17 protein-coding genes and 1 pseudogene are annotated in these 23,408 nt (G+C 68.5%); 11 read left to right on the top strand and 7 right to left on the bottom strand.

Annotated features, from left to right (window positions below):
* Positions 1–310: 310 nt before the first annotated feature.
* Entirely contained in the window at positions 311–820 is a 510-nt protein-coding gene (locus tag LNK82_RS25665) for a hypothetical protein (protein WP_230569554.1), read from the bottom strand.
* A 459-nt stretch (positions 821–1,279) separates the two neighbouring features.
* Here LNK82_RS25665 and LNK82_RS25660 point away from each other — a divergent pair, with 459 nt between their 5' ends.
* The 3 genes from LNK82_RS25660 (at position 1,280) to LNK82_RS25650 (ending at position 4,679) form a co-directional block, all read left to right on the top strand.
* On the top strand, positions 1,280–2,692 hold the full coding sequence (locus LNK82_RS25660; protein ID WP_230569553.1) for a S8 family serine peptidase: 1,413 nt from the start codon (positions 1,280–1,282) through the stop codon (positions 2,690–2,692).
* 318 nt (positions 2,693–3,010) lie between these two features.
* On the top strand, positions 3,011–3,631 hold the full coding sequence (locus tag LNK82_RS25655) for a tetratricopeptide repeat protein (RefSeq protein WP_230569552.1): 621 nt from the start codon (positions 3,011–3,013) through the stop codon (positions 3,629–3,631).
* Between the two features lie 205 nt (positions 3,632–3,836).
* Positions 3,837–4,679 carry a phosphotransferase gene (locus tag LNK82_RS25650; RefSeq protein ID WP_268997065.1) on the top strand — a complete coding sequence of 281 codons (843 nt, stop codon included), beginning with the start codon at positions 3,837–3,839 and terminating at the stop codon, positions 4,677–4,679.
* Here LNK82_RS25650 and LNK82_RS25645 read toward each other — a convergent pair.
* The 4 genes from LNK82_RS25645 to LNK82_RS47885 form a co-directional block, all read right to left on the bottom strand.
* Positions 4,641–5,036: a hypothetical protein gene (locus LNK82_RS25645; RefSeq protein WP_230569550.1), complete on the bottom strand. Its 396-nt coding sequence runs from the start codon at positions 5,034–5,036 to the stop codon at positions 4,641–4,643. The genes LNK82_RS25650 and LNK82_RS25645 overlap by 39 nt on opposite strands.
* A 65-nt stretch (positions 5,037–5,101) precedes the next feature.
* Positions 5,102–5,482, bottom strand: a complete 381-nt coding sequence (locus tag LNK82_RS25640; RefSeq protein WP_230569549.1) for a hypothetical protein — start codon at positions 5,480–5,482, stop codon at positions 5,102–5,104.
* 83 nt (positions 5,483–5,565) lie between these two features.
* Positions 5,566–12,438 carry a DUF8616 domain-containing protein gene (locus LNK82_RS25635; RefSeq protein WP_230569548.1) on the bottom strand — a complete coding sequence of 2,291 codons (6,873 nt, stop codon included), beginning with the start codon at positions 12,436–12,438 and terminating at the stop codon, positions 5,566–5,568.
* A gap of 52 nt (positions 12,439–12,490) precedes the next feature.
* Entirely contained in the window at positions 12,491–15,808 is a 3,318-nt protein-coding gene (locus tag LNK82_RS47885) for a LamG domain-containing protein (protein WP_230569547.1), read from the bottom strand.
* Positions 15,809–17,036: 1,228 nt separating this feature from the next.
* Here LNK82_RS47885 and LNK82_RS25625 point away from each other — a divergent pair.
* The 3 genes and pseudogenes from LNK82_RS25625 to LNK82_RS47020 all read left to right on the top strand — a co-directional run.
* Positions 17,037–17,519: pseudogene (locus LNK82_RS25625) on the top strand (serine hydrolase); the annotation flags it as partial.
* 48 nt (positions 17,520–17,567) lie between these two features.
* Positions 17,568–17,975, top strand: a complete 408-nt coding sequence (locus LNK82_RS25620; RefSeq protein ID WP_230569545.1) for an MmcQ/YjbR family DNA-binding protein — start codon at positions 17,568–17,570, stop codon at positions 17,973–17,975.
* 220 nt (positions 17,976–18,195) lie between these two features.
* On the top strand, positions 18,196–18,801 hold the full coding sequence (locus LNK82_RS47020; protein ID WP_268997050.1) for a pentapeptide repeat-containing protein: 606 nt from the start codon (positions 18,196–18,198) through the stop codon (positions 18,799–18,801).
* A gap of 51 nt (positions 18,802–18,852) precedes the next feature.
* Here LNK82_RS47020 and LNK82_RS25610 read toward each other — a convergent pair whose 3' ends face one another.
* Positions 18,853–19,251 carry a hypothetical protein gene (locus tag LNK82_RS25610; protein WP_230569544.1) on the bottom strand — a complete coding sequence of 133 codons (399 nt, stop codon included), beginning with the start codon at positions 19,249–19,251 and terminating at the stop codon, positions 18,853–18,855.
* 163 nt (positions 19,252–19,414) lie between these two features.
* On the opposite strand from LNK82_RS25610, the gene LNK82_RS47015 reads away from it, so the two are divergent.
* The 5 genes from LNK82_RS47015 to LNK82_RS25590 all read left to right on the top strand — a co-directional run bounded on the left by LNK82_RS47015 (position 19,415) and on the right by LNK82_RS25590 (position 23,000).
* Positions 19,415–19,543 carry a hypothetical protein gene (locus LNK82_RS47015; protein WP_268997049.1) on the top strand — a complete coding sequence of 43 codons (129 nt, stop codon included), beginning with the start codon at positions 19,415–19,417 and terminating at the stop codon, positions 19,541–19,543.
* A complete protein-coding gene (locus LNK82_RS25605) occupies positions 19,543–20,145 on the top strand; it encodes an RNA polymerase sigma factor (RefSeq protein ID WP_230569543.1) in 603 nt (200 codons plus the stop codon). The genes LNK82_RS47015 and LNK82_RS25605 overlap by 1 nt, the downstream gene beginning before the upstream one ends.
* Positions 20,142–21,416 (top strand): hypothetical protein, encoded by a 1,275-nt coding sequence (locus LNK82_RS25600; protein WP_230569542.1) that lies wholly within the window; start codon positions 20,142–20,144, stop codon positions 21,414–21,416. The genes LNK82_RS25605 and LNK82_RS25600 overlap by 4 nt, the downstream gene beginning before the upstream one ends.
* A 259-nt stretch (positions 21,417–21,675) precedes the next feature.
* Positions 21,676–21,915: a hypothetical protein gene (locus LNK82_RS25595; RefSeq protein WP_230569541.1), complete on the top strand. Its 240-nt coding sequence runs from the start codon at positions 21,676–21,678 to the stop codon at positions 21,913–21,915.
* A gap of 377 nt (positions 21,916–22,292) precedes the next feature.
* Positions 22,293–23,000 (top strand): hypothetical protein, encoded by a 708-nt coding sequence (locus LNK82_RS25590; RefSeq protein WP_230569540.1) that lies wholly within the window; start codon positions 22,293–22,295, stop codon positions 22,998–23,000.
* A 20-nt stretch (positions 23,001–23,020) separates the two neighbouring features.
* Here the strand turns inward: LNK82_RS25590 and LNK82_RS25585 are convergent, their stop codons facing one another.
* Positions 23,021–23,374, bottom strand: coding sequence for a hypothetical protein (locus LNK82_RS25585; RefSeq protein ID WP_230569539.1), 354 nt, complete (start codon positions 23,372–23,374; stop codon positions 23,021–23,023).
* Positions 23,375–23,408 lie beyond the last annotated feature (34 nt).

Here is a 23,408-nt window from a genome sequence, read left to right as displayed (position 1 = left end):
GTGGGGTGCCAAAAGTTGGCCATATCGCCTGACCTGCGGTTAGGCTGCTGTCGGTTCGTACTCGTTGATCAGGCCGCCGAGGACTGGTCGGCGGCGTATCGAGGTGTAGCCCGGCTTTGCGGTCGGCCGATCTGGTCGTGGTGGCGCGAGTTGCAGTGTCCGGTGGGGTCGTCGGTGGTTGTAGTGGGTCGCGTAACGGTCCAGCACGGTCCAAAGGTGATGATGAGCAGTCGGTCGGTGACTTCGCGTCGGACGGTGCCGACGAACCGCTCGGCGTGGGCGTTGGCTCGTGGACACCGTGGTGGGATCTTCACGACCTGGATGCCTGCGCCGGAGAGACCGCGTCGAACGAGGCGGTGTATCGGCCAGCCCGGTCGCGGATGACCAACCGGAGGTCATCTGCCCGATCTCCGAGGCCCATGAGCAGGTTGCGGGCTTGTTGGATGGTCCATGATCCGTCTGGGCTGGTGGTGGTGCCGAGGATGCGGACGTAGCGGGTGGCGATCTCCATCACGAAGAACACGTGGACCCGCTTGAGGGTAACGGCGCCGTCGACGTGGAAGAAGTCGCAGGCCAACATGCTCGCGGGCGAGGGTTGTTCCGCCGCAGCACGGCGACCTCGTGCCGCAATACCAGCAACTCTACGTCCTTGGCCGCCGATGACCGACCCAACAGAACCAACCAGCCAACGACCCGGACGAAGATCAGGTAAAGCAGTCATAGCGCCACGCCTCACGATCATGCTCCTCCAGTACATGGCGCGCGATCGCCGCAGCTCAACGCCCCAGTGCAGAGTTCTGGCACCCCACAGGTTCGCCACGCCTGGTAAATCGTCGCTGCACCCAGGCTGCGATACCGGCAAATCCGACGTTTCGGACCGACAGACGCCCTTGCCGAACAAATGACCCTTCGGGCCGAACGGGGACTGGGCGCAATAATAGTGGCATCCAAGCACGAGTAGGCAGTCGCCAGGCTGCCGATCACCGCATGTCGAGCCTGCGGCAATGGTCCCTACAGCTTGAAGGACCCCGCAATCCTTTACCGAATCGCCTAGTGCCGTATGCGCAGAACGGCCCAAACTCTCCGGTGACCGGACGATTGCGTCCAGCGATGTCGATCCCTAGGCTCCCGACCGGCAGTGCAACTTTCAATTGACCCCCAATTCGAGGGAGACCTCACCATGGGAATGCGTCGGGCATTCAACTTGATAGCCCTAGGTGCGATAACCTCCGCGATCTTCGCCACGACAACCGCACCCGCTTCCGCGCAAGGGAAGATCGTGAACGCGGGCAGCCCGGACGCCGTCGAAGGCAGCTACATCGTGGTACTCAGAGACGGCGCCCGCGCCGGTTCGCTGACTACAAGACCCGGGCTCGACGTGATCCACCGGTACTCCAGAACCCTCAACGGGTTCGCAGCGCACATGGACGAACGGACCGCCAGATCGCTGGCCGCCGACCCAGCGGTCGCCTACGTGGCCCAGGACCAGGTGGTCCACCTCTTCGGTGACCAGAGCAACCCACCGTCGTGGGGCCTGGACCGGATCGACCAGCTCGACCGACCGCTGAACGGCAACTACGGTTACGGCACCACCGCATCGAGCGCACACGTCTACGTGATCGACACCGGGATCCGGGTCACCCACAGCGACTTCGGCGGCCGGGCCACCTTCGACGTGAACACCACTCGCGACGGCATCAACTCCGACTGCCATGCCGACGGCCACGGTACTCACATCGCCGGCACCGTCGGCGGGGCCGCCCACGGGGTCGCCAAAGGCGTGCGGTTGCACGCGGTCAAGGTGGTGCCCTGCGTCGGCAGCGGCGCGATCAGCGACGTCGTGGCGGGCGTCGAATGGGTGACCGCCAACAGGATCCAGCCCGCGGTGGTCAACATGAGCATCGGCATGAAACCGGACGCCATCGTCGAGACGGCCGTGCGCAACTCCATCGCCTCAGGCATCACCTACGTCGCCGCCGCCGGCAACTCCGACCTGCCCGCATGCGCATCCTCCCCCGGCCGGATGCCCGAAGTGATCACCGTCGCCGCCACCGACCCCGGCGACAACCGGTTGTCCTACTCCAACTGGGGCACGTGCGTCGACCTGTTCGCCCCCGGCGGGACGATCACGTCCACGTCGAACGCCCACGACTGGGCCGTCGCCACCATGGGCGGCACGTCGATGGCCGCTCCCCACGTGACCGGTGCGGCCGCCCTGTTCCTGGCCGCCAACCCCGGCGCGACACCGCAGCAGGTGGCCAACGTGCTCCTGATCAACGCCGCGCAGAACAAGGTCCTCGGCGCCCGCGAGGGCTCACCGAACCTGCTGCTCTACAGCAGGACGGACCTGCCACCGCAGTCGGCTCCCGACCGGCTCCTACGCGGCGAGGTACTCCAGGCCGGGCAGAGCAAGGTGTCCAGGGACAGCCAGTACACGTTGGCCATGCAGGGCGACGGCAACCTGGTGCTGTACGGGCCCGGCAGCCAGGCGCTGTGGAGCAGCGGCACCGCGGGCTCCGGTGCGACCTACGCGGTCCTGCAGAACGACGGCAACCTCGTCGTCTACACCGCCACCGGCATACCGAGGTTCCACACCGTCACCCAAGGCACCACCGCCGATCGACTGCTCGTGCAGACCGACGCGAACCTGGTCCTCTACGGACCGGCAGGCCAGGTCTTCTGGATCCGCTGAGCGGCCTCCAACGAGGCACCTCGCCCTTACCGCAACCCGAGGCCTGCCGAGAGGTAGTAGGCCTAATGAGTTCCCTCGAGCCGCCCTTCCGGCGTGACTTCAGCCGGGTACACGAGGACGAGGGAGCGTTCTGGCGCGGCATCCGGCGAAGAACGCCCCGTCAAGTCGCATGACGGGGCGTTCGACGACCCTCGATGTCCACCCGGCCGACGTTCAGGTGCAGGGAGTTTCGACGGTAGAATCGCGCTCCGGTGACGATGACCGGCGGTTCCAGGCAGTGATTCAACGACTGTGATCCCTTAGATTCAACCAGCACTGTTGCTCCGACCGGTTGAATCTAAGCCCGCCGACGTCGACCACGCGTGGCTGCACAGGCTGTGCGACCTCGGAGCCGAACTCGCCACCACCCTGCCCGCATCCCTCCTGCTCGCTACAGCCTTCCGCCACGCCGCACAGGCCCTCCGCACCCGCGGCCACCTCCACCTCGCCGCCGTGCACGGCATGCGCGAGCTGGCCATTCACCGCCTACGCGACGACGACCCCGACGCCACCGCGGCAGCACTGCACGACCTGGCCCAGACCTACCGCGCCCAAGACCTCCCACACAAAGTCATCGGCTGCGCCGACGAAGCCCTGGAAACCTACCTACTGCACCACCACGACACCGGCATCGCCCACACACTGCTCCACCTCGGCACACTCATGATCGGCGCTGAACGATACGACTCAGCCGTCAAGTACCTAACCCGCGCCGACACCCTGCACCAGCACCTCTCCAACCCCACCGAACACGCGCACTGCCTCGCCAACCTCGGTCGAGCCCTACGGCAAACGGGCAACCACACCACCGCCCACCGCGCCCTCAGCCTGATCATCGGCAACGACGACCTCACCACCCGAAACATCCGAGGCCTCGTCACCGCAGCCCGCCAACCCTAAGATCGGCTCCACCGACCCCCACACCGCGATTAGTCTCCAGCATCAAACCGATGCTAGAACGGCCCATCTTCGCCTAAAGTAGCTGGTCAAGAAGTGTCTTCCCCGCGCGAGCGGGGGTGGTCCCCCCTGGATCAGGCTCGCGCCGTTGGGGTACAGGTCTTCCCCGCGCGAGCGGGGGTGGTCCGTCCACCACTAGGTCCCCGCGCTGCGCCACCACAGCAACGCCGTCTACCTGGTCGGCCCACCGGCCCGCGAGGTCGTGGTCAAAATCGGGCGTCCGGGCCACGACCCCGACCAGGACCTGCGTGACGCCCACGGGCTGGTCGAACTGGTCCAGTGGCTGACCCACCACCAGGTACCGACCACGACGCTGCTCGACACCCAGCCCCAGCCTCTGTTCATCGACGATCACGTGGTCACACTGTGGCGCTACCTGCCCCAATCGGCGGAGATAACCACGCGCGCCATCGCCGCGCCGCTACGAGCGCTGCACGAAGCACCTCCCGCCCCGGTACCGCGTCCCCCTCTCGACCCGCACACCGCGATCACGCGGTCCATCGCCGTCAGCCGCATCCTCACCGACAGGCAACGAGAACTGCTTCTCGATCGACTCGACCACCTCATGCCGGCCTGGAACGCATTGTGCGCCGGCACGAAACCCCGACTCGTTCACACCGACCCGCAACACCGGAACACCCTGTGGCGCCACTCCACCAAGCGACCGCAAGCAGCTCCAAAGGCAACCGCGGCTCACGCCGTGCTGTGCGACCTCGACGATGTCACTCTCGGCCCGATCGAGTGGGACCTGGTGACCATCGAAATCCACAGCCGCCGATTCGGACATTCCGACTACGACGCGTTCTGCAGCGCCTACGGACGCGACATCAGAGAATGGCTCGACTACGCCGACCTTCGTGACCTGCGAGAACTGCGCATGGTCACGACCAACGCGCGAAAATCCGCCCCCGATACCCCACAGGCCGCCGAAGTTCAACACCGTATCGACAGCCTAGACGATGACCGGAATCAACGATGGCGGATTCTCTGAACTCAACTTCAACCGCACCCGTACCACGGCGAGCGTGTCGATCACCGCGCGTTGGCGCGACCGGCCCAGTGCCTCCCAGGCTTCCCTGACGTCCTCCGCCCGCACGAGATCCCCCAGGATGTCCGCACGGGCTGTATCGGCCATCTCAGCCTCGATCTCACCGATGCGGGAACGTAGACGCTGCGTGGCGGTCTGAGGCTGCGACCTGGTCAACAGACCGTCCGCGAAGTCGAGCGCCAGCGCATCAAGTCGCGCCCGTTTCGCGGACAACTCCTCGCGCAGCTCGGCCACGTTGGACCGCTGCTCATCCACCAGCAGATCCGCCGCGTCCGACCGCGAGAGACGAGCCACAATCACGTCGGAAACGTACGTGTCGACTGGCCATTCCGTCCATCGATACCGCGGGGTCGCCGGCAACCCGGCTACTCCGGCAAGATTTCCTGTTCAACGCGGCTCAGTTGTTCCGGTGACAATTGAGGAGGGTGCCAACCGGAAGAGGCGGCGTGATCAGTGAACTCCCGGGGCAGTAGGACGTTGTAGTGTTCGACGTAGTACGGGAGGTCGGCGGGCCACAGCCAGTCGCCGTCGGTCATCATCGCGAGGCGACCGGCGTTCACCTTCGAGTTGCTTAGGACATCGAACGCGTCCTTGGTTGTGACCGCCAAGATCGATCCGCGACGGAGGTAGCTGACGATCCGACCTTGGATGGTGGCGTCGCCCTTCGCAACGGCCTCCCGCAATGACGGGCCGTCCGGGCTGCCGTGCGGCAGTTCGCGGAAGAACCCGAGGTCCTTGACTGTCATTCCAAAGCCTTTCTCACACGGTGCAGTCGGTCAACGGAGTGGCCGGGGCGGACCCGCCGGGTCCGGGTCCGCCCAGGCGGATCTCATCCCCGTCCTGGGGTGAAGAGCCTCCACGCGTTCGCCGGGGAAGTGAGATTACGAGGGCCTGGACCGACCCCCATTCTCCCGTTGGCGAAAGCCCACAACGTATCGGTCGGTGCCAGGACGTTGACCCCCATCTTGTTAGCCAGGTCCTGCGCGAACGACCCGTTGGGTGATCCGGTGGAGCACGAGCACAACCGGATGTCGCCGCCAGTGTAATTGGAATCGTTCTTCAGAAGGTTGGCCAGATCCCGGTGGTTGACCGCTCGACCGCGGACCTCGGCGGAGTTCGGGCTCCCGTGGGCCACCACGTCATGGAACCCTGCGAGGGGTTTCGCCTTCGCGTGGTGGGCGACAAACAGGTCGTTCGGCTCCATGAACACGGACCGCGTCCCACAGTTGTGAACCAGGAAGTCCAGCCCGCCGGTCACCACGTGGTAGGTGTGGACGCCCTCGACGGTCAGGTCGTAGACGGGCTCGAAACGCATGTAGCGCTCGATAGTGGTGACCTGCGGCGAGGTGCCAGCGACAGCGGTGAGTTGCTCGCCGGGCTTCAACTCGCTGATGTTGACGAAGCGGTTTTCGGCAGCTACCCAGACGGGGTGCCAGGAAGTGGCGTCGACGGTCCCTGTCGTGCCGTCGGCGGCGGTGACGGTGAGGCGGGTCATGTCGTCTTCGTCGTTGTGGACGATGGTGGCGACGACGGTGCGGTCGGTGGTGTGGCCGGTGGTGGGGTCGGTGGCTTTGACCTTGTCGCCGATCTCGACCTCGGAGATAGGTTTGGTCGAGCCGTCGGCCATCAGGACCAGGGTGGTGGCGACGAAGCTGTGCTTGGCCACGCAGCCCTCGCTGCCCCTGGACACCAGTTTCTGGAACTTCTCGGCGGCGATCCGGGTGACGTCGTCGGTGATGGCCTGGACTCGGCGTAGGACGCCCTTGGCCTTGTCGACGATGCCGGCCAGGCGGCTGACGGCCTTGATGGCGTTGTAGCCGGCTTCGAGGATCTTGGCGGCCTTGCCCCACGGGACGAGGCCTGCGACGAGGCCGCCGCAGGCCCAGATGTCACCCTTGGTGAAGCAGTCGACGATGTCGTTCCACCCCGAGATGTCCTTGATGACCTCCCAGGCGACTTCCTTGATCACATCCCACTTGGTCTTGTGCGCGTCGGACAGCGCCCTCTGGTACTCCTCCCAGGGGATGCCCTCCTCGGCCGCACGGGACCGGACGGCCTCGTCGTTGCCCGCGTTGGCCTGCTGCAACGCACGATCACGGGCACCGAAGGTGGTCTTCTCGTCCTCCCAATTCGGGCCGTGGATACCCCTATCCGGGCCATTGCACAGGACGCCGTCGGGGCCGCAGTTGTTGACAAGCAGGCCGGTCGGGTCGCTGTAGGTGACCGGGCTGTTGTTGGCGTAGGCGTAGCCGTTGAGCTGTTGCGGGTCGTTGTTCTCGATGACCGGGTCCGCGGTGAGGAATCTGCCCGAGGACTGGTCGTAGAGGCGGGCGCCGACCTGGGTCAGGCCCGACTCGTCGTTGCGGCCGCCGACGAAGCCCAGTCGGTCGGGCCAGTCCGGTGGTGCGGTGCCGCGGGTGGCGCCGTAGGGGGTTTGGCGGCGTTGGGTTGCGGTCTGGGCGTTGTCGTTGGCGACGGAGAGTTGGTTGGTGCCCTGGTGGTCGGGGATCAGCCACTTCAAGCCGGTGATGCTGTTGCGGGCCGCGACGGTCTGGCCGCCGTGGCTGTACCAGCGGGTCCACGACGGGGTGGTCGTGCCTTTTTCCAGGCGGATTTCCTGGCCGAAGACGTACAGGGTGGTGGCGGAGGGTTCGCGGCTGATCAGGCGGTTGCCGTCGGCGTCATAGACGTAGGTCGACGCGTTGGTGCCGTCGGCGTCGGCGATGCGGGAGACGCGGCCTTCGGCGTCGTAGTCGAGGACCTGGGTGTCGCCGCCGACGGTGCGCGACTTCGTGCGTCCGGTTTTGTCGTAGGCGAACGTGTCGAGCGCGTCGCCGTTCGGGCCTTCGGTGAGGACCGACTGGGCGGTGTGCGGTTGCGGGGCGCCGAGGGGCGGGTAGCCGGTGGTGCGGGTGATGTCACCGGTGGTGGCGTGTTGGGTTTCGGTGCGGCGGTTGCCGGTCTTGTCGAACGACCAGGAGTGCCAGTACGGTGCCGCGCCCCCGAGGGCGGTGGTGGACTTGGTGGCGGTGCAGTCGCCGGTGGCCGGGGTCCAGGCGTCGGTCATCCGGCGCAGGTGGTCGTAGCCGAAGCACTGGGTGTCGGCGGCACGCCCTTCGGGGGTGTCGGCGATCTTGGTGATGTTGCCGGCGGGGTCGTAGGTGTAGGTGCGGTCGGCGAGTTCGGGTTCGGTGGTGGTCTCGCGTTCGACGACGGTACGTTCGGGGCGTCGGCTGCCGACTTCGTAGAAGTTGGTGATCGCGAGGTTCTTGGCGGTGTCGGCGCTGCTGCCGTACTGCAGTCGCAGCACTTCACCGAAGCTGGAGTAGCCGGTGGCGGAGACGTAGACCTCTTGGCCGGACAGGGTGGACTCGAGCGCGCCGTTGGCGGTGTTGTAGTACGACCCGACCGACTCCGACGGGACGATCACCTTCCCGCCGGAGCTGACGGCGGAGTAGGTGATGGACTTCGGCTTGCCGTTGTAGGTGTAGTCCTGCTTCAGCTCGTAGGTGGCCGGGAGCACGCCATCCGAGGCGGGCACGACGAGTTTCTGGCCCTTGGGGCGTCCGGCGGTGTCGTAGCCGGTGATGTACTTGTGGTAGACGAGGTTGCCTTCGTAGCGGCGGGCGGACTTGAGCATGCCGATGCCGCCGCCGGCGGCGGTGTCGTACTCCCAGGAGGCGAGCTTGGGGCCGCCCAGGGAGTCCTGGTGCTTGGCGATCAGTCGGCCGAGGTCGTCGTAGGCGTTGGCGACGGTGCGGTTCTCGGCGTCGGTGGAGGACAGGACCTGGCCCGCGGCGTCGTAGGTGACGGTGCTGCGGCCGGTGTCGGGGTCGTTGGTCTCGACCAAGCGGCCACGCAGGTCGTAGGTGTAGGACCAGGTGTTGCCGTCGGGGTCGGTGAGGGTTTCGAGCAGGCCGGCGGCGTTGTAGCTGTACTTGGTCGCGTCGTAGGGGCTGGTGATGTCGCCGGTGTGCTGCCATTTCTCGATCGTTCGGCCCTGGGCGTCGTTGATCAGGGTGGTAGTGGTCCCGCCGGGCGGTGGGGTGGTTGTGACCCGGTCGCCGCCATACGACGTCGTGGTGTGCCACTGCTCTTGGAGGAACTTGCGGTAGGTCGCCTTGGTCGGCCGCCCCAGGCCGTCGTACGTGGTGACGGTCTGGTTGGGCACCTCGTTGTCGAAGACGCCCGCGAGGGTGCCCCCGGCCGGGGCGGTGTTGTTCCAGTAGACGCCGTTGGTCTTGAACGGCAGGCCGCGGGAGTCGTAGAACGTGTCCGTGATCTGACGACCGCCGTCCGGACCGGGTGCCGGGATCTGGGTCTGCCGTTCGCGCAGCAGGCCGTCGTAGAGGGTGTAGACGGACAGGTACTGGCCGTTGTCCTGCAACTGCTTGGAGACGACGACGCTGGTCTTGTCGTTGTTGTACTGGTACTCGAACCTCGCGTTCGCCGGCGCCGTGGCCTTGTCGAAGCCCGGGGTCCAGGCGGCGGTCAGGCGGCCGAGCGGGTCGTAGGCCAGGTCCGCGCGGCGGTTGTTGGCGTCGACGGAGGCGACCGAGAGGCCCCAGGCGGGTTCCAGGTACTCGTGGCTGACGTGGCCGAGGGGGTTGGTGCTGGTCAGCTGCTTGAGCGGACCGTTGGCCGGGGTATAGGCGGTGGTGGTCTTCTTCCCGCGGGCGTCGTGGACGTCCAGCGGCCGGCCGTAGCCGTCGTAGGTGGCCTGCGAGGCGGTCACGAACGTCTGGCCCGACGCGTCCCACTTGTCGAGGGCCTCGACCTTGGTGATCAGGCCTCGAGTCGGTGCCACATCGTGTGCCTGGCCGTCGTAGTAGGAGCGGACCAGGGACTGGATGGTGGCCGGTGACGCCGTCACCTCGCACGTGCCCACCACGGTCTCCACCTGCGAGGCGAGGCTGATCAGCCATGCGGCCTCGTTGCGGGCGAACGTGCTGCGCGTGCAGGTCTCGTCACCGGTGACGGCCTCGTCACCGAGGTCCTCGGTGACCTCGACGATGCCTTCCGGGGTGAAGTCGAGCTTGTCGACCTTCGTGCGCCGCCAAGAGCCGTTCGACAGCAGGGTGCGGCCGCGGACGGAGGCGGTGCCGGTGACGAACGCCTTGTTGCCCGCGGCGTCGGTGGCGGTCGGGGTTTCGGGCAGGTATGGGTCGTTGACCGATGCCGCCACCAGCACGCCGCCGTCCTTCTGGCGGGTCTCCCGGACGAAACCGCGCAGCCGCTGCACGTCCCGGATCGGCTGGCCCTCGCTGGCGGATATCCACGCCTCACGGACCCCGTCGGGCAACCCGTCGCCGTTGGTGTCACCGGGCAGCTTGTCGCCGTCCATGCCGCGGCCGTAGACGACCTCGGTCACCGACTGCTTCTCTTGGTGGTTGCCCTTGATCGTGCGCACCGTCTCGTAACCACGCCACTGCGACCACGTGCGGCGGGCGGGCTCGGCGAACTCGGCCTCGTCGAAGTGCCACGCGGCCTTCTCACCGTTGCCATCGCCGTACTGGTAGGCCGTGTGGATCGGTGGGGAGGCGCCGGTGCGGTCGTGGTCGATGACGGAGACGACGACGTACTTGTGGAACCAGTGCAGCTGCGGCTCCAGCGCACCCTCCGGCGTCCACCACGACGGGTAGCAGCGCAGCGTGTTCGCCTCGGGCGAGGCCGGCATCCGGGTGCCTGGCTTACAGTCCTCGTCGCTGTACGAGACGTCCGTGTAGCCGCCCGCCTCATTGGTGATCAACGTGATCCGGAAGCGGGTGATCGGGGGCTGGTTGTCGTTGCTGGTGTTGATCCGGTTGGGCATCGCGATGTGCCCGAACACCGTCGGCGGCAACGTCACGCTGCCGCCCACCAGGCCTGTGCGGGTCACGGAGTTCAGGTTCAGCGCGGGCGCCAGACCGTCACCGGTCTTGAGGAACTTGTGCTCCAGCGACCACGAGTCGACGTCCTGGAACGTCGACGCGCCGTTGGCGACCCGGGTCACGACCTTCGTCAACCGCTTGCGGGTGAAGAACGACGGGGTCAACCGGTGCGTGCACGACTCCCCCGCCGCGCACACCTGGTCGAACGGCACGTCCGGCCAGTGCGCGGCGGTCGCGGCGGTCAACTGGCCCGGGTCGCAGGTGATCGCGCCACCGGGCAGGCAGCGTTCGGCGGTCTCGAAGCTCACCTTCGCGCCGGGGTGCGCGAACAGGTTGTCGCCGCGCAGGCCGTACTCGACCCGGTCCAGCCATCCGCTACGCACGTAGTCGGTGCCCTTGTTGGCATCGCCGTTGCGCCCGTACCGGTTGAACTCGCGGTTGTAGTAGTAGGTGGTGACGTTGCCGTGCACGTCGACCGAGTAGTCCAGGTTCCACCGGTACGCCTGCTGGCACCACGACGCGTCGAACGTCGTGGTGTTGCACTCCTCGTTGCCGTGGTTGCCGAACACCGGCGTGGTCCACGCAGACTGCGTCTCCGGCTTCCCGTCCGCCCACCCCGGCAGGCGGTTCAGGCCCAGGAAGTACTGGGTGCCGTCGGTCGTGGTGACCTTCCAGTGCTCACCGTTGTTGTCACCGTTGACCGCACCGGTCAGGCGCTCGATCTTCGCACCGTCGTCGGACTCGGCCCGCCACTGGTCGGTGCCCGGGATGTTGATCAGCTTCCCGGACACGCCGACCAGGCTGATCGTCGCGTTGTGCGTGGCCCAGCACTGGTCACCGGTCTTGGTCTGACCGTTGTTCCCGCCCAGGTCCAGGCTGCACGGCTTGTACTGGCGCTCGATGAACCCCGCCGGCGCCAGGTCCCAGCCGTCACCGGCCCACGACGCCTGGTTGTTCGTCGACGACGTCCGCCCGTCCAGGCTCTGCGCCGAATACCCCAACGACAACTTCGGCGCCGCGCCACCGATCGCCGGCGGCACCCGCATCGGATAGCCGTAGGTGAAATCACCCGACGAACCACCAGCACTCCACGACCCCGCCGGAGCCAACGACGTCGCACCATACGTGCCCGCCGCACTTCCCGTGGCGGCAGCCGCCGCGAACACCGCGGGCTCCGACGACGCCAACGTCGCCGTGCCGGACAGCACACCGGCCGCGGTGTCGTTGGTCGCGCCGTCCACCGGGGTGCCCACCTGGCACTCGGACTTCTCCGGCGTCGTCGCCGCACACGCGGGCAGGCTCACCAGCCGGAGTCGGGCGGCGTAGTCACCACCGAACGCCGACGTGAACGACGAGTAGTCGAACGTCACCGCCAGCGACTTGCCCTTTACCCCACCCGCATCCGCCAGGCTGAACACCACCGCGCTCGACCCGGGCTTGCGGTCGTGCACCTGGACCCGCACCTTGCCCGTGGCGCTCTGACGCGCCGCCACTTGGTCCAGGCCCACTGCGACCGGCGTGCCCACGGCTCGGATCGGCCTGCCCGTGGCGCGCGCGGCGGCCTGCGCGGGCGTCCCGCCCTCGGCGGCGAAGTCTACCTCGCCACTGGCCGCAGCTGGCCAAGACGACGTCGACGGCGCGGTCACCACCTTGTCCGCCGCCGGGTCGTCCGGCACGGCTTCGACCGTCACCGCTCTGGTCGGGACCGATCGCTCAAGCTGGAGCGACACCCTCCACGACTGCTCCGCGGCCATCGCCACGGCCTGTCCGGTCGAGGCGGTCAACACCAGCACGACACCGAATGCGACGGCCTTCCGGGCCAGCTTCCGCACGGCAGCACTCACAACAGGGCCTCTCGTGACGTCTTCGGATCGAACCGGTGGCTCAGAAATGCCTGGAGGACTCGTACACGGTGCGGATCTGCTCGGTCGTGAGCACACCGGAGTACGCGCGGGCGTCGTCCACACCGCCGCGCCACACGTCGGCCTTCTGCGATCCCCACAGGCCACGCCCGAGCCAGAGCGGGCCGGAGCCGTTCCAGCCGGTCACGCCGCTGCCGTCCGCGGCGGTGCCGCTGAAGTTGTGGATCTGCCGGTCGCCGTTGACGTACAAGGCAATCCGACCGCTCACCGCGTCATAGGTGCCCGTCAGGTGCACCCACTGACCGGTGCCCACGATCGCGTTGTCCGAGAACGCGATCCACCACGACGAGGTCGCCGGACCACGCGTCATCATGAACGCCCACTGCCGGCTCGCCGGTCGGTACTGGAGCATGAACGGCGAGTACTGCGAATCACCCAGGCTCACCGCCGTGCGCGCATTGGTGTCATTGTCCAGACGCACCCACGCCGACACCGTGAACGAACGGTCCGTGCGCAGGTTCACCGGACGTGAAGCAGTGACCTGGCCCGTGCCGGAGGCGTCGAAGTCCAGCCACTCGTCCTCGCCGGTACGCACCTGCTCCGGGTCGTCCGGGTCCACCGGCGTGCCCGCCCACGTCGCGCCGCCCGAGATGACGGCCTGCTGGCCGGACACCGACTCACGGGTCGTCGTCCCCGCCCGCTCGTCCAACGCGAGCCGTGCTCGCAGCACCGCGCGGTTCGCTTGCTCCGCCGCGTCCTCGACGGTCAGCACCCGGTCCCACACGTGCACCGCGTCGACCGTGCCGGGAAAGTGGTTCGACGCTTCACCCGCGGACTTGGCCCGGCCGACCACGAAGCCGCCACCGGCCCCCCACAACACCGCCGTCGCCGTGCCCTGCACCTTCCCGTCCACGTACAACGTCAACGCCTCGCTGTTGGGCTCGTAGGTCGCGAGCAGGTGCGTCCACACGCCCAACTGCGGCGGCGCCGTCGACGTCACCCTCGCGTACGACTCCGGCCCGTCGGCGTCATCGCTCGGCGTGGTGATCGCCCACCGGTCCGCGTTGACGGCGTACTGCAAGTAGAACGAGCTGGCCCGGTTGCCGTCCTGGCTGACCAGGGTTGCGTAGGAGTCCTTGCGGTCCAGCTTCGCCCACGCGGACACGGAGAACGCCCGCGACGTGTCCACCACCGTCGACGCCGACGCGGCGAAACCACCGTTCAGCGTCAAGGCGTTGCCGTCGTAACCCGGAGCGAACGAGGCGGCACCGGACAACGTGAGCGGACGGTTGCCGCCACTGCTGTCCGCCGCGACCGTGCCCGACGTCTCGTCGAACGCCCACACCGCCTTCGGCGGAGCCTTCCCGGCAACGTGGAAGGTGTACGTCGCGTTGTGTGCTGACGGGTTGTTCGCACGGTCGAACGCGCGGACGTGCAACACGTTCGTACCGACCACAGTGGGCGTGACCGGCACCGACACCGACCCGTCAGCCGACGTGACCTCCACGATGTTCGTCGTCGCCGTGTCGTTGTTCAACGACCACCCGTAACGGCGAACGTCCATCGTGCCGCCGAACCCCGTCTTGCCGTTGGGCGTGAGCGTGAACGCGCCGGTCTTCCCCACACTCCCGTGGTTGAAGCCCGAAGCCGGGTAGTCGAGGGACGAGACCGCCGGCGTGTTCGGCGGCGTGGTGTCCACTTCGAACTCGCAGGGGCTCGACAACGGACTGGTCAGCTCACCGTCATGGCTCACCACCTGCCACGTGTAGAGGCCGCCGTCATCGGTGATGTGGCCCGCAGGCACCGTCCACTCGCTGTAGGCACCCGAGCCGACCTCCGTGCCGCCGAACAGCCGCCCATCCCACGACGCACCCGACCCCACCCCGGTGAGCAGCCGGTACTCGCCGTACACCCTGCTGTTGTCCGGATCGCTCACCCGCGCGCGCAGACGGGGCGTCCTGGTGAACACCGCCGGCCGGTCAGCACCCGTGCGACACGGCAACGCATGGTCCGACGTCGACCCCTCCATGCCCATCTCGGTCGGGGTGTTCGGATAGCTGTTGTACCTGACCTCCAGGTACGGATTCAGGTCGAACTTCCGCCACGACGTGTCGAGATCGTTCTCGTTCTCCGCCTTGAGCACGAACGTCGTCCAGAACCACGAGCCCGATGCCGCGGCCCGAATGGCCTTGATCGCCTCGAAGTCCGCACCGCCATCGGTCGGACAGTGCCCCGGGTTGTTGCGCACGCTGGTGCTCGACTGGTACTCGCCCCAGCTGGTCTGGTTGTGCCACGTCGTGTTGGCGTCGATCCACCCGGCCAACCGGAGCTCGGTCGCCGAAGGCGCGCACGAATAGGTGTTGATCACCTTCGTGCGCAGGATGGCCTCGTGGATGTACTTGCCGATGAGCGGCTCGGTGTTCATCTGCAGGTACGACCGGGACCTCGCGTCGTACCTGGCGCCATTACCCAGGGCTCTGGCGTTGAGGAAGCCGGCCTTCAGATCGCTCAGGTTGCCGTCGGTGGCATCGAAGTTCCTGGCGTCCGGCCATTCCTCCTGCACCACGGCGTGATGCACTTTGCCGCAGTTGCCGCAGTAGTACTTGGGGTCGAGCACCACGGGATAGGTGGTCGCCGGATCGTCGAGGAAGGCCTGGTCGGGCGTGATTGCCACGGCTTCCGGGGTGACCTCGACCTCCATCGTGGCCTGCCGGTCGCCGGGCACCGGCTCACCTTCGCGATCGCGGGGTTCCGTGCCCGACGAGTCCCACATCTGCGAAGCATCACCGACGAACACCGGCTTGCCCGCCGCGTCCTTGACCACCAGGTCGCCCCCGCCGTCCACCGAACCGTGCTCCACCCGCACCCCCTCGGCGTGGGTCGGGAACGTGACCGTGTCCAGCTCCGGGTTCCGCGCTGCCTCCGGCGTCTTGATCACCAGCAGCTCGCTGAAACCCTCAAGATGCGCCTCGACCCGCAGGTCCACGTCCGGCAACACGTTCGGGTAGGTCAACGTCGCGCCGTCCACGACCGGCTCGGGCAACTCGCCGTCCCACCGCAGACCGACCTCGTGACCACCCAGCGCGACCTTGGCCAGCGGATGGGCCTCGCCATCCGTGCCGCCCGGCGAGAACGCCACCTCCACCGTGGACGCCTTCGGCGCGAACGAACCATCCGGCTTGCGCTCCAACGCCAAGTCGACCGGCACCCACCCGTCACCACGCCGCACCCGCACCGGCTGCACGTGCTGGGTGAACGTCATCGTGCCGTCCGGGTTCGCCCGCACCTCGTCGGTCTCCGTGGTCTCCGACTCCACGACCACCGACTCACCACTCTGCACCGCGTAACGGACAGCCGTCGCCTCATCCGGCGCCGACCTCGGCACCCCCGACCCTCCCGCCATCTTCGGCTGGGCCACCGCCCCAGGCGGCACCGCCACAACACCGGCCACGACAGCGGCGACAAGCGCCACTGCGAAAGCGCGCAGGGTCGAACCCCGCGCATGCACGCGCGAACCCATAGAAAGAAGCCCCCCGGCTCGCGCAGAACACGCGATCTGTGCTGAGTCCCCCGACCCGAGGAAGAATCATGAAGGTTCAACCAACCCCGGCACAGCGGCCAAACGGCCCAATGACCGCGGACCGCCCCTGTGATCAACGACTCACTCAAACAGCCCGCCTACCAGCCACGATCGTCACCACGCGTGCCGTTACCGTCCCCTCCCCATCCGAATCGGGGGTCATCCTCACGACCGCCCTGCTGACCGGGTGCTCGACCGCACCCAAGGCCACACCACCATCGAGCACCACGACCACAACCAGCACGCCGGCGGCACCGGACCCCGCGCGCATCGAGGCACGACCCGAAGGTCCCACTGCCCGACGGCGTACTCGTCCCACTCGGCTACGCCGGCAAAGACCTCTCCGAGCAGAAGACCTACGTGGTCGTGCTCTGTCCGACCGAACTGCCCACCGACGACGCCACGTCCACGACGCGACCGTCCAGCTCGTGGATTAACAAGCCCGCGTTCTCCTACGTCGAACAATTCCGTGTGTCCTAGAGGAGCCGCAGAGTGTTGAGTCCGAGGTCGAGGCGGCAGTGGTCGACTTTCGGTCCTCTTGGTCGAGCGACAGCCGGCCCTCGTCACATGATCACCCGGGCCAGCAGGGAGGCACGGACGGATTCCCCCTGGACGTGGAAGGCCGCCGGTCGCCGGCCGTGCGCGAGCATGTCGGATCGACACCCGCCACGGCGGTGGCGGAACGTGTTCGGCGCAGCCAGGAGGAGTGGCTCAACGTGCGTCAAGCTCCCGGCGCGCGGGGCCGCGAGTTGCGACCCGGCCGGGACGTCGTGGCCGACGCGATCGCGGTGCAAGCCAACCGTCCGGCCCACGGGCGGACCAGGTAGGCAACCGGCGATCTTGAGGAAGTCTTGCGGCCACTCCCCGACCAAACGGGTGATCCGTCGACCAGGGACAGTGCGTGACCCGCTGACTTCGTCGGGTGTCGGCTAGCGTGTCCGATCCGGGTACCCGAGGGGTTACGTAGCGATGGCGAGGCGGGCGACGCTTCAGCACCAACTGCCTCGCGCACGTGCTGGCCGCGTGCCTCACGGCGGCCTTGGACGAGGACTGGGAGCAGTACACCGCACGGCGGCTGTTCGCACCGCTGGGCATCACGCGGTGGCGGTGGCCGCGCGACCCAGAGGGGTTGCCGTACGAGTTCGGGCACCTCGAGCTTTCCGCGTCGGACCCGGTGCGGTTCGGGTGGTACCAAACGCGCGACCGGTCGGCGTACGGCCGTGACGCGGTGACCGCCCACACGCCGGGCGGGCCGCCGGAGGGCGTCGGCTACGGCTACCTGTGGCGGGTCACCGAGATGGCCGGACACCCGGCGTTCTTCGCGGGCGGGTACGCGGGCCAGCACCTCGTGGTGGTGCCGTCGCTGGAGCTGGTCGCGGTCACCACGGGAAAGGAGGCCGCGCTGCGCGACGGCTGGCGGCCCGGGCTCGACGCGGTGCGAGGGATCGTGGCGGCGGTCGCCACGCGGTGACGAGCCCGGTCGTCTCCGACTGTCGGTGGCCGAACGCATAATCCGGGGATGGGTGAACCGGCGGAGGTGCCTGACGAGGTCGTGGACCGCCTGCGGGCGGTGTGCGCGGCGTTCCCGGAGGTGGTGGAGGAACGCGCGTGGCGGGGCACGCGGTGGCGGATCCGCCGGCGGGCGTTCGCGCACGTCTTGGAGGTCGAGGACGGCAACCCTCCGTCGTACGCGCGGGCGGCGGGGACCGACGGGCCGGCCACCGTGCTGACGTTCCGGTCGACGGGTCCCGAGCTGGCCGCGCTGAGCCACGCCCCCCACCCGTTCTTCAAGCCCGCGTGGGCCGCGAACGTCGTGGGCCTCGTGCTCGACGACGACACGGACTGGGACGAGGTGGCCGAGCTGCTGACCGAGAGCTACCGGTCCTCGGCGCCGCGGAAGCTGACCGAGCGGATGTCCCCCGCCTGAACCGCGTCCGGCCTGCGAGCGGGCGGTGTCACGCCGGCTGCGATTTCGACGACGAGGCCCTACACGGTCTCGGCATGATCGGCACCGCGCGGCACAATCTCCGGGCTGGGCTTTGCGTGAGGGCTGTCTTCGATGCTGCGGGCGACTTGCCGAGCACGCTGTGTGACGCAACGAAGATCACGACGTCGCCAAGCCGAGACGCGTCGCAGTGGGCGAGCAAATGACTCCGCCAGCAGCGCCGCATAGGGCGCGGGACCGCGCATCCGCACCACCACACCCCAACCCATCCCCACCCCCGGCCGACGCCCCGTGGACCACCATCACCTGCCCCAACCACGCCCTCACCCCCGACCTCCAGGCCGCACTGACCGTCCTGAGCCGCCGCGACACCACCCACGACCACAACACCCGAACCGACCTGCGCAACACCTGCCTGACCAAAGCCAACCTGTACGGCGTGAATATCAGCGGTGCGGACCTCCGCAACGCGTACCTCCGCGACGCAAACCTCAGTGGCGCGGACCTTTTCGGCGCAGAGCTCAGCGGCGCGGACCTCAGCAACACCGAACTCCGCGGCGCTGAGTTCAGGAACACGCCCCTCTTCGGCGCAAACCTTAGTGGCGCGGACCTCTTAGGCGCGGACCTCCGCGGCGCAAACCTCCGCGAAGCGAACCTCACCGGCTCGAACCTCAACGCGGACCTCCGCGGTGCGGATCTCCGTCGTGCGGACCTCAGCGGCGCGGACCTTTCGGGGGCAGACCATGACGAGAACACCATCGTCAGCGAGGTCGTGACCGACGAGCTCACCTCGGGTGCGTGGTGGTGACGACGGTCAGGCTGAGACGCCGTGATCAAGAACGGGTGTCTAGACGGCCTCTCATGATCGGGAACGGGTGCACGACATCTTCTCGGACGAACACCGACGCAGCCACGGGCCACCGAGCTCGGCGCAGGCCCGCGACGAACAGCCCCACCTCGACCACCAGGCCGCAGCCGCCCCGTCGTGACCCAGGACCAGACCGAGCCCGATCATGTCGACCACCAGCACCACGACCACCAGCACGGCGGCCGAACCCCGCACCCCTCCCAGGAGGGGTGCGCAGCGGCCAAGGGGCGCGACCCAGCACGCCGAGGTGGCCGAGGCCGCGGCACCCGACCAGCACCACGTCGACCACGCGGTGACCAACGCATGCGGCACGCGCGGCGACCCGCCGAGGCGCAGGAGGCCGAGGACGTCAACCGGAACGCGGTGGCCGAGCACCAAGCCGTCGACCACGTCGTGCCCCGCGCAGCCCCGCCGCCGAGCACCAGGACCGAGCCGGGTTCGAGGGCTCGCCCCGACAGCGCGGAAAGTTCTCGAGCGCTGGGGTTCGCGTTCGGCCGGGTCGCGGGAGTTACTGGGTGCAGGGAATCTCCGGACCGCCGAATGGAGAGCACCGATGAACGGGCACGGCAGCCGCCACCTCGACCTCCCGGGCCACACCGGCTCGGGCACGGGCGGGAACGACCGCATCACCTCGGGGGCGATCATCCCCCCGCACCCGACCGGGCAGAATGCGAACGCCTGATGTTCCCTCCGACCACCGAGGGCGGGCGCCGCGAGGGCAAGGACCCGATGGCCGCGATGCTGCGCGACTGCTGGGTCGAGCTGGCCGCCTACATCCGCAACCGGTTGGACCCCCACGAGCATCACGAAACCGAGATGTTCATGCAGGAAGCCGCGGTCGACTTCGTCAACGCCTGGTACGGCAAGGGCCCGCCCCGGACCAGGAACGACGCCATCGCCCGGCTCAAGGCGTCGGCCAAGAAGGACCTGCTCAACCACTGGGCCAAGCAGGAGCGACGCAGGACCTCGCCGTACGCGATCGACGACCAAGTGCTGCTCAACCACGCCCACCCGGACTCCGAAGACGAGGTCCTGGCGCTGCTGGGCCGCATCGACTGCCAACGCCTCGGTCTGAACGAGCTGCTGCCCCGGCTGCTGACCGAACGGCAGCGCGAGATAGTCGCCGCCGTCGCGGTCGACGAGGTGGCCAAGAAGGACGTCGCAGACCAGTTGGGCGTCAGTCTGCGCAGCGTGCAGAAGCACTACGCCAATGCCCTGGAGCGCCTGCGGACGCACCTGGAGTCCGAACCCGCGCAGGGGACGAGCAGGGAGAACCCGGCATGACCCGCATCCACCACTTCGACGACGGGGTGACCCCGCCACTGGACCTCGACGCCATCGAGCGGCGACGCGCCGAGCGCTCCCCCGCCGAGGACGCCGCCCGCCAAGCCCACCTGGACGCCTGGCAGATCGGCCGCGACGCGTTCGCCCTGGGTGAGCAGCAACTCGCGGCCGGCTACCTGGAGCGTGCCCGCGACGCCTTCGCCATCGCCGCCCGTCATCAGGCGCCCGACGCGGCCGACCTGCTGCACACCGTCACCGAGCTGCTCGACGTCCTGGACAACTCGATCATCACCGACGCCACCGCCGACACCGCCCTGGCCCGCACGCCCACCGACCCCGACGACGAGCCGGACATGATCGCGCTACGCGCGCAGGACCTCGTCCACCGACTCGACCAGCTGAAGGCCCGCATCGAACGGCTCGCCGCGGACGCCCGCAGCGCCCACGCCGCCATCACCGACGCCCGCACCCGGGCCGCCGCGATCCTCGACGAGACCCGCACCCAGTCCGCCACCATCCTGGAGACCGCGGCGAAGGCCGTGAGGAAGGCAGCCGAAGCCGGGCACACCACCCGGTCCGCCACTCACGGCGACCTGCACCCGGACAACGTGTTCTCCCGCGCCTACGGCGACAGCTTGATGGCGCTCCTCCCGCGCGGCGACACCGGGCGGCTCAAGCTCATCGACGTCTCCATGCCGGAGGTCCACGACAGCCTGCTGGCCACGCGTGCCCAGCTGGCGGAATTCGAGCTCGTCCGTGACAAGGTCAAGTCCTTCCACCACGCGGTCGAGGCAGCCCGCGGTACCGCCGCCCTGCTTCCCGCCCTCACGGTGCCCAGCGTCCTGTCCGACGTTGCCTGGTACTCGCGGATCGCCGGCGACCTCACGCCCCGTCTACCCCAGCCGCCCCTGCGCAGGCACCTTCTGATCGTCTGCAACTCCTACGACGAGGTCCTGCGGTTCGTGAAGGTGACCAGCCGCGTCTCCCGAACGCGGACACGCGAACCCGTCGCCCCGGTGCCGCGCGTCGGCCCGCACTACACCGCCCTGCTCGAACGCTGGAGGCGGACAGCCGAGTGGACCGCGCTGGACGACCTGGACGAGGTGATCGACGCGCTGCACCAGGACGGAACGAGGGTGGCGAGCACCGCCCTGCGGGACCTGGACGCCAAGATCAGGAACAGCAGGGTGGACCGGATCGCGCCTGTGCGGGAGTTGGCGCACACCGAACTGCTCCTGGCACTGGTGCGTGACCTCGCGGCGCTCTGGTGAAGCAATCCACGGTGTCGGCACAGCCGCAGTGAACCGCACCGGCGCAACACACGTGGGCACGAGCACGCCGCACGCGGGACACCGACCCCCGGCGACACGATCCCGGCACCACATACAGGACCGGCGGGCGACCGACCGCGCTCGCCCGCCGACCGCGAACCAGCCCCTGGTGTCGCGGCTCAGTCCCACACGACACCAGGGGTTCGCGTTCGGGCCAGCCGCGGGAGTCATAGAGGTCAACACCGCGAAAGGGGTCGCCATGCTCAACGGCCCGGACCACAACTGGTGGTCCCTGCTCAACCACATCCTCACCGACGACGCCTGGGCGCCGTTCGTCCGCGCCCTCGTCATGATGTTGCTCCTGGGAGCCTTCCTCACGGGAGTCCTGATCATCCTCGGCCCCGCCGCCGCCGGCATCGGCGCGGGCGGCACTCTCGCCACCGGCGCCGGCAAGCGCTACCTGGCCCGCCGCCGCAACCGCAAGGCCAGGGGCAACTAGCACCACCCCGCCCCACCCAGGAGCCTGGCCAGCAGCTCGCTGACCAGGCCTTTTCCATTCCCGAGCATGCTGGGCAAAGCCCGTACGAGGCGCTGCGGGCGTCAACACGCGGTGGCCGAGACCGAACATCACGACGCCGAGGCACACGACGGCGAACACGTCGACCACCACCGAGCCCGAGCACCGGGCCCGCCGCCCACGGCGCGCGGTGCACCGGCACGACGTCCCGAACCCTGGGGGGACGCGGTAGCCGAGCAGGACGTCGTCGACCACCTCGGCCGCGACCACCGGCGCGGGCACACGGGGTCGCCGGATCGGGTGGACCTCCACGTTGGCGGCGGGTCGACGAGCTGCGGGGCGGGACGATCGCCACGGCGGTGATCCGGCCGTGCCGGGCGGTCGAGCAGCTGGTGGAGGTCGTGGTGGCCGGGGTGGTGCGGGTCGAGGCGACGGGTGGCGTGTGCTGGCTGGACGGGTTGCCGGCGGTGGCCGGGGAACGGCTGCCAGGCCGTCGGCGCCGGGTGCGGCTGTTGTGCCGGTTGCACGACGCGGCGGTGTTCGGTGGTCCGGAGGCGGTCGCCGCAGTGCGCGCCGCGCGGGCACGTAAGGCGGTGACCAGGCCCGATGACGATGGTGAGGTGCGGACGCACGGGCGGTTCGCGTGGCTGGCGGAGCAGAGCCACGACGGGCGGAGCGGGTGGGTGATCGCCTCGCACCCGGTGCTGCGGGAGCAGACCGCCGGCGGTCTGGTGCTGGTCGACGACCATGCGGTGACGGCCCGGTTGGACGCGGTGGTGGAACACGTGGTGGACACGTGGACCGCGCGCCTGGTGCTCGACGACCCGGTATGGGCGTGGGAGGACGACTGGGTGCGGTGGTCGGTGTGGGACCTGAACACCGCGGTGATGCCCGACGGCGGCGAACTGCCCGACGTCGACCGCGTGCCGCCGGTCCTGCTGGGGCAGTTGCTGCGCTACGCCTACAAGGTCGAACCGACGGCCGTGGTGGTCTACGAGCCGCGCGAGCTGATCGGGATCGCGGATGCCCGCGAGCTCGCGGCCGCCCACTCGGCCGCGAGGCGCTGACCAGCCGTGATGGCTGGTCTCTACGGCGGCCAAGGCGAAGTCACCGAGGTATCGACCGCGGCCGAGGACGTCGACCGGCGGCACGTAGCTGACCCATCCCGGAACACGTAGCCCAGCCCGCCGACCACGTAGCCGTCCACCACAACCACGCACCCGGAGCACCAGCAGCCAAGACGATCGAGCACCAGGCGCACGACCGCGGTGAACGCGGCATCGAACAGCCCGACGACCAAGACGACCTCGACCACGCGGGCGCCGAGGCCGAGGCCGGACGCGGCGGCCGCCGCCGAACCGCGGCATCGGCAGCCGGCCGCCAGGAGATCGACCGGTGATGCCGCCACAACCGGATCGAACGTGGTGCTGCGGCCGAGCACGCGACCTCCTTAGTCCGCCGGAACGCGGCGCGGC

The organism is Saccharothrix luteola, assembly GCF_020859565.1.
Taxonomy (GTDB): domain Bacteria; phylum Actinomycetota; class Actinomycetes; order Mycobacteriales; family Pseudonocardiaceae; genus Actinosynnema; species Actinosynnema luteola.
Note: the sequence above shows the minus strand (reverse complement) of the source record. Positions and strands in the feature narration are given on the sequence as shown.

Coding starts and splice junctions, on each gene's coding strand:
- LNK82_RS25605 (WP_230569543.1), top strand. CDS start 19,543: ATGTTCCCTCCGACCACCGAGGGCGGGCGCCGCGAGGGCAAGGACCCG.
- LNK82_RS25600 (WP_230569542.1), top strand. CDS start 20,142: ATGACCCGCATCCACCACTTCGACGACGGGGTGACCCCGCCACTGGAC.
- LNK82_RS25595 (WP_230569541.1), top strand. CDS start 21,676: ATGCTCAACGGCCCGGACCACAACTGGTGGTCCCTGCTCAACCACATC.
- LNK82_RS47015 (WP_268997049.1), top strand. CDS start 19,415: ATGAACGGGCACGGCAGCCGCCACCTCGACCTCCCGGGCCACACCGGC.
- LNK82_RS47020 (WP_268997050.1), top strand. CDS start 18,196: ATGACTCCGCCAGCAGCGCCGCATAGGGCGCGGGACCGCGCATCCGCA.
- LNK82_RS25620 (WP_230569545.1), top strand. CDS start 17,568: ATGGGTGAACCGGCGGAGGTGCCTGACGAGGTCGTGGACCGCCTGCGG.
- LNK82_RS25640 (WP_230569549.1), bottom strand. CDS start 5,482: ATGACAGTCAAGGACCTCGGGTTCTTCCGCGAACTGCCGCACGGCAGC.